Genomic DNA, 12,288 nt, shown 5'->3' with positions numbered 1-12,288 from the left:
TTTAAATAACAAATGAACTTTATTAGATTTTTGTAAATATACAGTTAATTAGAAATTAAGTCCAACATTCCTCGTACTATTGTATACAACCACCTTTTGTCTAAAAGAGTCTGATCATTCTTTTCCTATGACTATTCACATATAATCTTTTCTATAACGCTAATGATAAGTTAAGGTTTAAGCCTATTAGACAATCTTAATTTTTAATATTTCCTTCTTTTTTTAACACATCGGCCATGCTTTTACATTTAATAGTAGTAAAAGACAACTTAAAAGGAGGGGTTGTATTGAAGAATAAAAAAAATATCGGTTGTTTCGCTCCTTTATCTATTATTTGTCCAGACCCTTGTCCACCGCCCCCTCCTCCAAATCCAAATTGCGAGCGAGTAACAAATGAATTTGCAGGGAATTTCCTCATAACTAATAACACCATCCCATCTGCCAAAGATGCATCACAATCAATGATACTATGGCAAAGTGATGGGATATTACTTATATCAGGTACTGTCTCGGTTTACAATAGTACTAGCAGCACCGAAACAATTACAATTCAAATCGTTGGAACAGTAACCAATATTTTCACTGTGTTTCCTGGTAATACAATATCGTACACAGGAAAAGACTTACACTCGGTCAGTATTATCAATATAACAAGTAATCCTTCACTATATTTAGAAGGCAAGTACTGTTGCGAATTTACATGTTGCTTATAGAATACCAATTTCATTATTTCCTTAATATAAAAAGCATACCGTTCATGGTATGCTTTTTATGAGATTGGATAACGTACTGTAATACAAAACTCTCCTTGATTAACAGTCGTTCCTGTCGTAGTAATTCGGACAGTAGTAAAATATCGGACAGTGAAAGTACCACTGCTTTGTGGTTGTACAGTAATTGTATCAACTACTGTTGCACCTACTAAAAAATCAACTGTAATCGGGTTGGCTCCTACATCATATTTCACGTAACCTGAACCATATACTTCTTGCGTGATATTATTTGTATATACAATTTGAGTACCAGCACCTGTAATAGACCAGTCTGTACATACTTGGTCTTGCACAAGTGTTTTATTAGAACAACAAGACAAACTGGAACTTCTCATTCCCATTTCGATCCTCTCCTATTCTGCTATGAAAGTGGATAACGTGTTGTAATACAAAATTCTCCCTGATACGTTCCAGCAGGTGTTGCAGGTAACACAACTTGTATACTATCAAAGCGACGATACGTAAAAGCAATACTCGTTCCTGGGTTTAATGTTTGTGTATCAATTGTACCCCCAGCAGAATCAAGTGCTTCTACAGTAATTGGGCCTGGTCCAACATCATATTTAACAAAACCAGTACCAACTACGTTTTGGTTAATATTATTTGTATAGAGAACATTATCAATTGCTGTTGCAACTACAGTAGCAGACCACGGACTACACACTTTATCTTGTACATAATTTTTATCTGGACAACAAGTTAATGCTGACCCTGAGCACTCACAAGACATAGTTGTTTCCCCTCTCTCTTTTATATTCCCTATATGTGTATGTCCCTCAGAGTCTTTTGCCTGTACTATTCATCTATTTTCAAAAAATATTCAAATGACTAAATAGATTCCGTTTTATTTCTTTTCTTCATATATTTATAGACAAAGATACTAGCAACGATAAGAATAACGCCTCCTAATATTGGTAACATATATTGTCCAACAACGTCCGCTGCCTTTTCCCAATGCGGACCTAATTTCATTCCAAAATAAACATACAAAGTCGTTAACGGGAACATTGCTACAAATGTATATATACTAAATTTCCATATGTTCATTTTCGCCATACCACACGGAACAGAAATAAGCGTTCGAACCCCTGGCACAAAGCGTCCAACAAATGCTACAACCGGTCCATATTTCTCAAAGAAATCATCTGCTTTTTGAATTTGTTCTTCTTTAATGAAGAAGTATTTCCCGTATTTTATTAATAGAGGACGACCGCCGTAATAACCGAGTGCATATAAAGTTAAAGGTCCTGTCGTTCCGCCCAGGGTTCCAGCTAGTACAGCAAGCCAAAAATTCATATCTCCCTCGTACACCCAATAACCAACCATGGGCAAAACTACTTCTGCTGGAATAAATTCAAACGTTAATGCTAACACAACTCCAAAATAAGAAAACTGCTTTAAAAACTCGATTATATCTAAAATAATTTGCTCCATATTTTTAACTCCTATCCTACGTTTACGTTATGCTTTTCTTGTAATTGAATTGGCGCCATTTTTACAATTCGGTTCAAAATAAATAACACAATTCCAATATCATCTAAAATACCGATAAACGGCAGGAAGTCTGGAATTAAATCGAGCGGCATCGCAACATAACCAACTAAAAACGCAATAGATAAAATTTTCTTCTTTATTGAAACCTCTTTTGAAGTGAAAAAGTCAAATAGGAATGGAACAAATCGGCGAACATGAAATACAACTCTTAATCTACTAATAAGTTTTTTCATTTTTATATCTCCTCTCTTTGTATACAAAAAGGACCCTACCAAACATGGTAAGGGTCCTAAAAAAGACAATAAGGGGCCTTTACCATTGCTGGTAAAGGTCTCACTAACAACGAAACGTTGCCAATAAAGCCGAGGGTTTCTCCCTGTAATGACGACTTTACTGTAATAAGTTACTCCCCTTTATATACACAATTTTATACAATCACATTAAAATATTTTGGAGGGCTTGTCAATATATTTTATATCCCACATCCTCCTGCTTAACATTCCGTAAAAACAAAAAACGTATAGGAAATTTCTTACTATCTCATAATATACATAATCATTTTTGAATGAAAGGAGAGGCTTCATTTGCATACCGTATGGAAAGGTGCCCTTTCACTTGGACTATTAAATATAGGAATCAAACTATACAGTGCCGTAGAAGAAAACGATATAAAATTTTTAAGTCTTCATAAAGAATGCTTAACACCTATTAAATATAAAAAATTTGCTCCTGATTGTACGGATGAAGAAATTGATGATAAAGATATTGTAAAAGCCTATGAATACGCACCTCATAAGTACATTATTATGGATGAAAAAGAATTAGCTGAGTTGCAAAAAGCTCACGAACCAAGATCTATTCGTATTATATCTTTTGTCCAAAATAACGAAATTGATTCTGTTCTCTACGATCGTTCTTATTTTATAGGCCCTACCTCAGGACATGAAAAATCGTATTTATTATTAAAAGAAGCTCTTGAACGTACGAATAAACTTGGTCTTATCCATATTTCCATTAGAAAAAAACAACATTTAGCTATTATCCGTAACTTTGAAGATGGGCTTATATTACAAACTATTCACTACCCTAATGAAATTCGCGATATAACAAATACACCTAACTTACCAAGTAACGAAAATTATCCGATTCAAAAACAAGAACTCACAGCAGCAATCAATTTAATCCACCATCTTACAAATCCTTTTGAACAAGAGATGTATACAGATGAGTATAAAGAAGCCCTTACCGAATTAATCGAAAATAAAATTGAACAACAGGAAAAAACCGAAACAATCTCTCCAGCTCCGAACATCATCAATATTATGGAGACATTACAGGCAAGTATTGAACAAGCAAAAATAATAAGAGACAATAAAACAGAAAAAGAGGCCAAATAAAATTGACCTCTTTTTTCTTTAAAGCGGATTACATTTTGGCATTTCAAGTCCAGACGATTGAGCTAGTTTTAATAAGTAATAACATTCTTCTCTTGCCATATGATCTGCCATTCTAGCAGATAATGCACTTAATATTTCATTCGATAACTCCATCTCTTCAACCTCATGGAGAAAATGCGAAAATAATTTTAACTCAAGTGAAACATCTTTTGTAAACTTCTTTAATGCAGGAAAATGATGAAGCTCTGTCCGTAAATACCCCGTCATTTCAACTGCCTTTAAGTAAAATTGTTCAAAGTGCTTCGTAAAATCTTCGCTTTTCTCTTTTAATCTTTTTTCAACAAGATCTAATCCACCAGAAATAGAGCCTGCATGACCAGCCGCATCCGTTAACCAAACGAGATGGTAATGTAATTCATGAAAAACAGGCGGAACTTCTCCTTTCTTTAAAAATTCTAACACCGTTATATATTCTTCTACTTCGTTTACCATATGATTGATGAAAGTTGGCGTAAAATGAATAGTGATTTTTCCCTCGAGTTGTTTCTGTATAATACTTAATTTAAACGTTCGTATTTCCTTTGCGGCTCGTTCTGCCTCTTTTGAAAATGCAATGAGATTCACATTATGAACTTTATTTAAAAGATTCGTAAATGTTTCAAGAAAATATGTGGCCTTCTTTATATCTTCTTTTTCCTTCGGAGCTAATGCATCAAGTAAAAATTGCGAATGATCAGTAAGCACCCTTAGCCAAAATTGATGCTCAAACAACGCACTTTCTTCATAATTCCTCTCCACTAAATCGCCTCCGTTTATTCATCCTTCTCTATCACTTGAAGTTTATATCCATCTGGGTCTTGTACTACAATACTCTTCTCACTTTTGTTTTCTGTATATGCAATTTTATAAAACACTAACCTCTTCTTTAAATTCTCTATGTTAGAAATTGAAAATGTTAAACCAGCGCATGAATTCGTAAAACTCTTCTCTCGTCCCCCTAACATACGATTCATTACAAAACTAATTCTCGTTGAATCAGTATCATACCAAACCCCTGTTACATCTAATTGGGGTCTTTCTAAACTAGGCTTGATTCCTAAAATCCCTTCATAAAAATACAGAGTTTCCTTTAAGTTCTTTACTTCTAACACGATTAAATTCTTTACATTCTCCACATTCATTCCCCCTGTACTTATTACTTTTTTATATGTGTCATAAATGCTCATTATGTCTGAATACAATACGTAGTAATGAACATGTAAGGAGGTTTATTCATGAATAAATATATGAGATCATTCGTACCCTATCATAGTCCTCTCGATCCTTGTCCTCCTATCGGAAAAAAATATTATTCTACTCCTCCTAATTTATTTTTAGGCTTTCAACCGCCAAACTTGCCTCAATTCACACCAAAAGAAGCACTACAAAAAGGGACTTTATGGCCTGTTTTTTATGACTATTATGAAAATCCTTATAAAAAAGGGCGGTGACTACTGACGTGAATCAATCGCTACCAGAAGAATACTATCAGCTTTTACTGGAGCTTCAAGAATTAGACTTTGTACTAGTTGAACTCACTCTTTATTTAGATACACATCCAGATGACACCGCCGCGATTAATCAATTTAATGACTTTTCCTATAAGCGGAGAGTATTAAAACAAAAGATGGAAGAAAAATACGGACCACTCCAACAGTTTGGAAACAGCTATTCTAATGCCCCTTGGGAATGGAGCAAAGGTCCTTGGCCATGGCAAATATAAAGGAGAGAAACTATGTGGATTTATGAAAAGAAATTACAATACCCAGTTAAAGTGGGAACTTGTAATCCAGCACTTGCAAAATTATTAATTGAGCAATACGGTGGTGCAGATGGAGAATTAGCTGCTGCACTACGTTACTTAAATCAGCGTTATACAATTCCCGATAAAGTCATTGGCCTCCTTACCGATATTGGTACAGAAGAATTTGCACATCTTGAAATGATTGCTACGATGGTTTATAAGCTGACAAAAGATGCGACTCCTGAACAGATGAAGGCAGCTGGTCTCGACCCTCATTACGTTGACCATGACAGCGCACTTCATTACCATAACGCAGCTGGTGTTCCATTTACTGCAACCTATATACAAGCTAAAGGTGATCCAATTGCCGACCTATACGAAGATATTGCTGCTGAAGAAAAAGCGCGTGCCACATATCAATGGCTTATTAACCAATCTGACGATCCCGATATAAATGACAGTTTACGCTTTTTACGCGAACGAGAAATTGTCCATTCACAACGTTTCCGAGAAGCGGTTGAAATTTTAAAAGAAGAACGCGATAGAAAAATATATTTTTAATACACGTATCCTAGCGATATGTGTTTTTTTATGTTAAAAGTTAAATCCTTCCTATTAAACATATAAATAGTATATTTATTCGATTTAATGCATTATTTTTTAATTTTTTCAAAATTCCCTATTGCTTTCTAGTCATCAGACCTTTAAAATAATAACAGTTACTCGACAAATTATTTGAATTTTCGACAAAAATACTCATTAGGAGGATTTTCTTTATATGCGTACAACTTTAAAACCAGCGCAAATACTTTCGATTAGTTTATTACTATTCGCAGTTTTCTTCGGTGCTGGTAATATGATTTTCCCGCCCCTTCTCGGTCTTTCTTCCGGAGAAAATATGTGGGTTTCTATTACAGGATTTATTATTACAGACGTCGGTTTATCTTTACTTGCTATCGTTGCTGTTGCCCTTGCTGGTGGTAGTTTTAACACTTTAGCGAGCCGTGTTCATCCAAAATTCGCAGCAGTATTCGCTATCATTATTTATCTTTCAATCGGCCCACTATTTGTTATTCCACGAACTGGATCTGTATCTTATGAAATCGGGATTGCACCACTTTTCCCGGATCAATGGTATTCTATGTTAGTTTTTAGTGCGATTTTCTTTACAGTCGTTTACTTCTTATCATTAAATCCATCCAAGCTAGTAGATCATATCGGTAAAATATTAACGCCAATTTTACTTGTAATTATTGCAATTATGGCAACAAAAGCGATTCTTTCACCAGGAACATTTGCAGAGCCTATCGGTGACTATAAAAACATCCCGTTTTTCAAAGGATTTCTCGAAGGATTTTTAACGTTAGATGCAATTGGCGCTCTCGTACTATCAACAATTGTTGTAAATGCAATTCGGCAAAACGGTATACAAGAGAAGAAATCTATCGCGAAATATACAATCATTTGCGGAAGTATCGCTGCTCTATTCTTAACAATTGTTTACTTCTTACTCGGTTATATTGGAGCTTCAAACGGAAACTTAGGGCAATTCGAAAACGGTGGTCAACTATTAGCTACTGTTATGTATCAATTCTTTGGGACAAGCGGTAATATTTTATTAAGTATCGCCATTATCTTCGCTTGTTTAACGACGGCAATTGGTGTTGTAAGTGCATTTGCAAATTACTTCACAACAGTACTAACAAATGTTTCATACAAAAAGCTTGTGCTATACGTTTGTATCTTTAGTTTCGTTATTTCAAACTTAGGATTAAGCTTATTAATTAAAATCACACTACCTGTATTAATTATTTTGTACCCAATTACAATCATTTTAGTTTTCGTATCATTTATCGACAAATATACGAAACGTAAACCTTCTGTCTACATCGGAGCGATGATCGCAGCATTTATTATTAGCTGTATTCATGCACTTGATAATGTGGAAATGATACCAGGTTTTATCGCTAATATCGTACACACTATTCCTTTTTATAACTTAGGAATTGGCTGGATCATTCCAGCAATAATCGGTGGTATAATTGGATACTTTATTCCGCAAACAGAAGCTGCAGGTGAAGTTTCTACAAAATAAAGAACAGAAGCAAGCATGAAATCCATGCTTGCTTCTGTTTATTTTCACATCGTATGCTTAAAAGTAAATAACTCTTCTTTCGACTGCACAACAGATTGTTCCTCTTCTACAACATCCTTCTTTAGCTCTCCTCCTAATCTTACTTTCAACATCGCCTCTTCTATACTTTTCACAATCATATTTCCTGAAAAAATAGTAAGCCCGAAAAATGTAATTGGGACGAGAGGAATCCATGGATGCACTGTTAATGATCTAAAATAGACTCCAATTAAGCCTGACCATTCATGTGTATAAGATTCTATTTCTTCTATCGGCCCTAAAAAATTAACCGTTCCACCAAAGAATATTTCTAGTAATCCTAAGTGCAGTAAAATAGTAAGAGTCTGCGTAAACTGTTGAAGAAATACGAGTATAAAAGTCATATAGAGATGCGGAAAAAGATGTTTTATAACAATACGTCTCCTCGATCCGCCTAATATGCGCGCAGCATCAACAAATTCTTCCGTTTGTAATTTACGAACTTCCTTCGCGACATACAGTGCAATAACTGGCATCACAAGCATTACAAGTAATACAACTTGAAACGAAGCCCTTTCAAAAAAGCTTGTTGTTTCCTCCCCGCTTCCAAATAGATTTGCAAATTGAAGAAAAAAATACGCAATCATAACTGTTGGAATAACTGTGAAACTATCAAAAAAAGCCTCAATCTTTGAAAAACCTCTTCTTACATATGTTCCAAGTACAACACCAAAGAACACACCTATTACCATTCTAAGTGCCGCAATTAAAATAGATATACCAATCGTCCACTTCGCGCCTTCAATAACTAAATGTAAAAGGTCGTATCCTTTCCGATCTGTCCCGAGTAAAAATTGGAATGAAGGTGAAAACGGTGGCACTTGTGGATTTTCATCCGCATCATATTGCAATGTAACTTGCCTAATGTGTCCATCATTCCATAACGTATTTCCGATGCTCAAAAGAACTAATATGAGAAGAAACCCAATGCTTATCCAAAATCTTTTATCACGTTTTATATACGTCCACATATTATAATCTCTCCTTCATCGCAGCCGGAATGAGATAATGAAACAATTTAAATAAAATAAAAATCGGAATATAAATAAGCAGTACACTAACGATGAAAACCTCCACCCTAATACCTTCGTACGATTTTAAAAACATGAAAATACCACCCGTATTAAAAATCCATTCTATAATATATAAATTAGATAACATAAAAAAGATATTCGTTTTCGCAAAGAAAAGTGTACTAAGCAACACATTTCGTAAAATATGACGATTTAAAATATGAAAACGCCCCAAACCTTTCGCCTTAGCAAATAGTACATAATCTTTTTCTAATTCATTTTCAAAACGAAGCACTACCATTTTTACAAACATAATCGTAGTCGGGATGCTCAAACAAAGTATCGGCAATCCTCTAATCGACTCGCCTCCAATTGAAGCAATTTGAAAAGGTAAAAAACCTGTTTGTTTAAAAAACCATACAACTAAAATTTGTGATACTAAAATAAGAAGAATATCTGGAATGGATTCTAGGAAGATAAGAAATGATTTAATTCGATGTTGTATACGCGGTGAACTACTCATAATTACATAAACGATACAAAATGCTACAAATAATGAAATGAAAAAAGCAGCCAAAAAAATAATAATCGTTTCTTTATAATGGACGAACAACTGTGGAAATAAGAATTTACCTCTCACATATTGCAAATTGGAAATATCCATTAAGTTCACAAACACTTCTTTTAAACTCTGTATGTACTTTGATACATCCACCTTAAATCCATAAAATAATTTCGGCAAAGCCCCTAAAATAATAATCCCCAAAATCGAAATAAGAAATTGAATCGTCACTTCCATTCCATTCAAAAATACCTTTTTGACCATTTTCGCCCTTCTCTCTCTATAATTTACCCCTTAATTTTATTCTTAATTTTCTGAATTGTAAATATTTTAAGAACAAAAAATCACTAGGCTATGATCCTAGTGATTCCTTATGCGCATGCCTTTCTCTTTTCGCAAACGGCATATACAAAACCAAACATCCAATAAGCGCAGCTATTTCTAATGAAATAATATAGTAAGGATGCGGCCCTAACATATCAAGTAATGAAGCTGTTTCTGGCTTATGAGCTAAAAACATATAATTACCACCTGTTTTGTAATTTACAAACGAAACAATTGGAATCAATATGTTTAAAAATATCATTGTGCGTTTAATAGATTGTACTGTCGGACGATATCCTTCCACCCAAGTCATAAAGAGTGGTGCCCAAATGAGCAATATATGCGCGATAAAATATTCAATGAAACGAAAATGCGGAAAAGCATACTGCAAGTTTGGCGTTAAAATAGCTTGTGATGCACCAATAATTCCCGTGAAAAATACAATCTCATATATGCGGTAACTTTTCGTTACGATCATAATCGACGCTAATAATAAACTAATCGTACATAATTCAAACGGTAATGAAGTAGCTAGCTCAAAAATCCCCGCTTTCCACTCCCACATATGAAGCCCAATTTCACTACCTATAAATAAAAATGCAATTGCATATCGAACCGTTATATTCCACTCACTTTGACGTAATACATCTTGGTATTGATACAGAAAAAATATCCCCACCAACATAATAAATAATATAAGGGCATGTTGCCTTGAGTATGGAATAAATGGTTTTAATGGGTGTGCGCTAAAATAAGCTTCCATCTTCCTTCCTCCTTTCCTCCATACAATATTATTGTAAGAAAGAAACGACGAGTCAATTCATTTGCTTACACTAGGACAACCTCTACCTTACATTTACATATTCATACCTTACAAAACTGTAAGGTTATTGTAAGCTAAAACGATTTGTCAGATTCTTCACCTCTTCTATACTTAATGTAGATACTAAAACGAACGAAAAGGTGATAAATAGATGAAAAAGAAAAATAAAGTGTTAATTACTAGTGTAGTAGCAATCGGAATTGCAGCTGGATCATACTTTGCATTTGCTGGGGGCGGTTCAGATGTAGCAATGGCATATAGCGGATATAAAGTAACCGAAAAACAAATCCAAAACGCGCAAAAATTTGGTGGCGAAGTTATTCCAAATGGAATTGAAACTATTTCATTCGATCCAACAAAAGGAACATATGAATTAGCTGTAAAAAAAGGCGATGAAGTGAAAAAAGGTCAGCTTCTATTTAAATACAATGACCCGACTGCTAAACAAGGGGTAACAGAAGCAGAAATGCAAAAGAAAATCGCACAAAAAGAAGTAACGTTGTTCCAAAAACAAATTGATGCGGCGAAACAAAAATTACAAAAAGATAAAAATTCAGGCCTTCCTGCTGAAGCATTAAAAGCATCAGAAGCTGAAGTTGGGCAATTAGAATCACAACTTGAAATGAAAAAGTTTGAAGTTGAAAAAGCTGATGAAATGATTAAAACAGCAAAAGAGAAAGTAAACACTCTTTCTGTAACAAGTCCTGCTGATGGCGTAATTGATGATATCGTGAAAACCGCTGACGAAAAAACAGGTATGAGCGGAGTTACTCTTCGTCACGCTGGTCAATTTAAAGTAAAAGGTCAACTTTCTGAATATGAGCTTGCTAGTATGAAAGTTGGGCAAGAAGTAACTGTTTCATCAAAAACTGTCGCTGGTAAGACTTGGGCAGGAAAAGTAACAGAAATCGGTTCTACACCATTAAAGAGCATGGATGAAAATAAAACTGTTTCTAACTATCAATTCACTGTCACATTAGATAATAGTGACGAATTACAAAACGGATTCCACGTTTACGTAACAAGTAAATCTGGCGAAGCAACTGGTACAATTGTTCCGAAAAGCAGTATCGTGAAAAAAGGTGACAAAAATGTTGTCTTCGTTGTAAAAGACGGTAAAGCGAAAGAACAAGCAGTTACTGTTGAATTCGAGACTGATAGCGAAGCAAAAGTTTCTGGAGTGAAAAAAGGAGAGGAAATTATCTCTAAGCCTGAAAAAGACTTAAAAGATGGTATGGAGGTTGTCGCCCAGTGATTAACTTAAAAGGCATCACGAAATCCTTCCAAAATGGTGCAGAGTCCGTTCAAATATTACACGGAATTGATGTAACACTGAACCAAGGAGAATTCACTTCGATTATGGGACCTTCTGGTTCTGGTAAATCAACATTAATGAACATTATCGGTTGCTTAGATAAACCGACGACAGGTACGTACGAACTAGCTGGTCAAAACATTTCAAACATGTCTGAAACAGAACTTGCACACGTACGTAATAAAGAAATCGGATTCGTATTCCAAAACTTCATGTTATTACCTAGACTTACAGCACTTCAAAATGTAGAGCTACCTCTTATTTACGCTGGAGTCGATAAAAAAGAAAGACGTGAGCGCTCGTTAGCTGCTTTAACAAAAGTAGGCTTAGCTGATCGCGCTACTCACTTACCGAACGAATTGTCCGGTGGGCAAAAGCAGCGTGTCGCTGTTGCACGTGCAATCGTAAATAACCCAAAATTCATTTTAGCCGATGAACCGACGGGAGCACTTGATACGAAAACAAGCACACAAATTATGGACCTCTTTTACGAATTAAATAAACAAGGCTCAACAATTATTATGATTACCCATGATCGTGAAATCGGGGAAGCTGCAGCACGTCAAATTGTAATTCGTGACGGAAATATCGTCCAAGATTGGAGAGGTTAATTTTGAATACGAGTGAAAAT

18 protein-coding genes are annotated in these 12,288 nt (G+C 34.9%); 8 read left to right on the top strand and 10 right to left on the bottom strand.

The window, feature by feature from the left end; translation table 11 throughout:
* Nucleotides 1–196: 196 nt before the first annotated feature.
* The gene (locus tag ACS2FK_RS05150) at nt 197–445 is read right to left on the bottom strand and encodes a hypothetical protein (protein ID WP_003269593.1); all 249 of its coding nucleotides are present in this window, start codon (nt 443–445) and stop codon (nt 197–199) included.
* Between ACS2FK_RS05150 and ACS2FK_RS05145 the strand changes: the two genes are divergently transcribed.
* Nucleotides 330–713, top strand: coding sequence for an S-Ena type endospore appendage (locus ACS2FK_RS05145; RefSeq protein WP_230387347.1), 384 nt, complete (start codon nt 330–332; stop codon nt 711–713). The two genes, ACS2FK_RS05150 and ACS2FK_RS05145, sit on opposite strands and share 116 nt — an antisense overlap.
* A 56-nt stretch (nt 714–769) precedes the next feature.
* Here ACS2FK_RS05145 and ACS2FK_RS05140 read toward each other — a convergent pair whose 3' ends face one another.
* The 4 genes from ACS2FK_RS05140 to ACS2FK_RS05125 all read right to left on the bottom strand — a co-directional run bounded on the left by ACS2FK_RS05140 (nt 770) and on the right by ACS2FK_RS05125 (nt 2,500).
* The gene (locus ACS2FK_RS05140) at nt 770–1,114 is read right to left on the bottom strand and encodes a DUF3992 domain-containing protein (RefSeq protein ID WP_000525819.1); all 345 of its coding nucleotides are present in this window, start codon (nt 1,112–1,114) and stop codon (nt 770–772) included.
* 20 nt (nt 1,115–1,134) lie between these two features.
* Entirely contained in the window at nt 1,135–1,503 is a 369-nt protein-coding gene (locus ACS2FK_RS05135) for a DUF3992 domain-containing protein (protein WP_001277540.1), read from the bottom strand.
* Between the two features lie 98 nt (nt 1,504–1,601).
* Nucleotides 1,602–2,207 (bottom strand): DedA family protein, encoded by a 606-nt coding sequence (locus ACS2FK_RS05130; RefSeq protein WP_000435017.1) that lies wholly within the window; start codon nt 2,205–2,207, stop codon nt 1,602–1,604.
* A gap of 11 nt (nt 2,208–2,218) precedes the next feature.
* On the bottom strand, nt 2,219–2,500 hold the full coding sequence (locus ACS2FK_RS05125; RefSeq protein WP_000733842.1) for a YkvA family protein: 282 nt from the start codon (nt 2,498–2,500) through the stop codon (nt 2,219–2,221).
* 351 nt (nt 2,501–2,851) lie between these two features.
* Here ACS2FK_RS05125 and ACS2FK_RS05120 point away from each other — a divergent pair, with 351 nt between their 5' ends.
* A complete protein-coding gene (locus ACS2FK_RS05120) occupies nt 2,852–3,664 on the top strand; it encodes a non-homologous end joining protein Ku (protein ID WP_063546525.1) in 813 nt (270 codons plus the stop codon).
* 18 nt (nt 3,665–3,682) lie between these two features.
* Here ACS2FK_RS05120 and ACS2FK_RS05115 read toward each other — a convergent pair whose 3' ends face one another.
* Complete coding sequence (locus tag ACS2FK_RS05115) at nt 3,683–4,462, bottom strand: DUF2935 domain-containing protein (protein ID WP_000440990.1); 780 nt, start codon at nt 4,460–4,462, stop codon at nt 3,683–3,685.
* A 14-nt stretch (nt 4,463–4,476) separates the two neighbouring features.
* Nucleotides 4,477–4,890: a VOC family protein gene (locus tag ACS2FK_RS05110; RefSeq protein WP_120460775.1), complete on the bottom strand. Its 414-nt coding sequence runs from the start codon at nt 4,888–4,890 to the stop codon at nt 4,477–4,479.
* Between the two features lie 48 nt (nt 4,891–4,938).
* Between ACS2FK_RS05110 and ACS2FK_RS05105 the strand changes: the two genes are divergently transcribed.
* The 4 genes from ACS2FK_RS05105 (at nt 4,939) to brnQ2 (ending at nt 7,542) form a co-directional block, all read left to right on the top strand.
* Complete coding sequence (locus ACS2FK_RS05105; protein ID WP_001046257.1) at nt 4,939–5,154, top strand: spore coat associated protein CotJA; 216 nt, start codon at nt 4,939–4,941, stop codon at nt 5,152–5,154.
* A gap of 8 nt (nt 5,155–5,162) precedes the next feature.
* Entirely contained in the window at nt 5,163–5,426 is a 264-nt protein-coding gene (locus ACS2FK_RS05100; RefSeq protein ID WP_001076510.1) for a spore coat protein CotJB, read from the top strand.
* Nucleotides 5,427–5,438: 12 nt separating this feature from the next.
* The gene (cotJC, locus tag ACS2FK_RS05095) at nt 5,439–6,008 is read left to right on the top strand and encodes a spore coat protein CotJC (protein WP_000265278.1); all 570 of its coding nucleotides are present in this window, start codon (nt 5,439–5,441) and stop codon (nt 6,006–6,008) included.
* Nucleotides 6,009–6,225: 217 nt separating this feature from the next.
* Nucleotides 6,226–7,542, top strand: coding sequence for a branched-chain amino acid transport system II carrier protein BrnQ2 (gene brnQ2 / locus ACS2FK_RS05090; protein ID WP_063546521.1), 1,317 nt, complete (start codon nt 6,226–6,228; stop codon nt 7,540–7,542).
* 44 nt (nt 7,543–7,586) lie between these two features.
* Here the strand turns inward: brnQ2 and ACS2FK_RS05085 are convergent, their stop codons facing one another.
* From ACS2FK_RS05085 to ACS2FK_RS05075, 3 genes are all read right to left on the bottom strand, one after another.
* A complete protein-coding gene (locus ACS2FK_RS05085) occupies nt 7,587–8,591 on the bottom strand; it encodes an ABC transporter permease (RefSeq protein WP_000269935.1) in 1,005 nt (334 codons plus the stop codon).
* A 1-nt stretch (nt 8,592) separates the two neighbouring features.
* The gene (locus ACS2FK_RS05080) at nt 8,593–9,459 is read right to left on the bottom strand and encodes an ABC transporter permease subunit (protein WP_000239687.1); all 867 of its coding nucleotides are present in this window, start codon (nt 9,457–9,459) and stop codon (nt 8,593–8,595) included.
* 88 nt (nt 9,460–9,547) lie between these two features.
* Entirely contained in the window at nt 9,548–10,282 is a 735-nt protein-coding gene (locus tag ACS2FK_RS05075; RefSeq protein WP_000388700.1) for a YwaF family protein, read from the bottom strand.
* A 211-nt stretch (nt 10,283–10,493) separates the two neighbouring features.
* Here ACS2FK_RS05075 and ACS2FK_RS05070 point away from each other — a divergent pair, with 211 nt between their 5' ends.
* Together ACS2FK_RS05070 and ACS2FK_RS05065 are read left to right on the top strand one after the other, a co-directional pair.
* Nucleotides 10,494–11,597, top strand: coding sequence for an efflux RND transporter periplasmic adaptor subunit (locus tag ACS2FK_RS05070; protein WP_000728804.1), 1,104 nt, complete (start codon nt 10,494–10,496; stop codon nt 11,595–11,597).
* Nucleotides 11,594–12,268, top strand: a complete 675-nt coding sequence (locus ACS2FK_RS05065; protein WP_000609100.1) for an ABC transporter ATP-binding protein — start codon at nt 11,594–11,596, stop codon at nt 12,266–12,268. The genes ACS2FK_RS05070 and ACS2FK_RS05065 overlap by 4 nt, the downstream gene beginning before the upstream one ends.
* Nucleotides 12,269–12,288: the final 20 nt, after the last annotated feature.

The sequence above is a fragment of the Bacillus cereus group sp. BceL220 genome (assembly GCF_051776965.1).
GTDB classification, from domain to species: domain Bacteria; phylum Bacillota; class Bacilli; order Bacillales; family Bacillaceae_G; genus Bacillus_A; species Bacillus_A cereus.
This window is presented reverse-complemented; position numbering and strand designations above follow the sequence as displayed.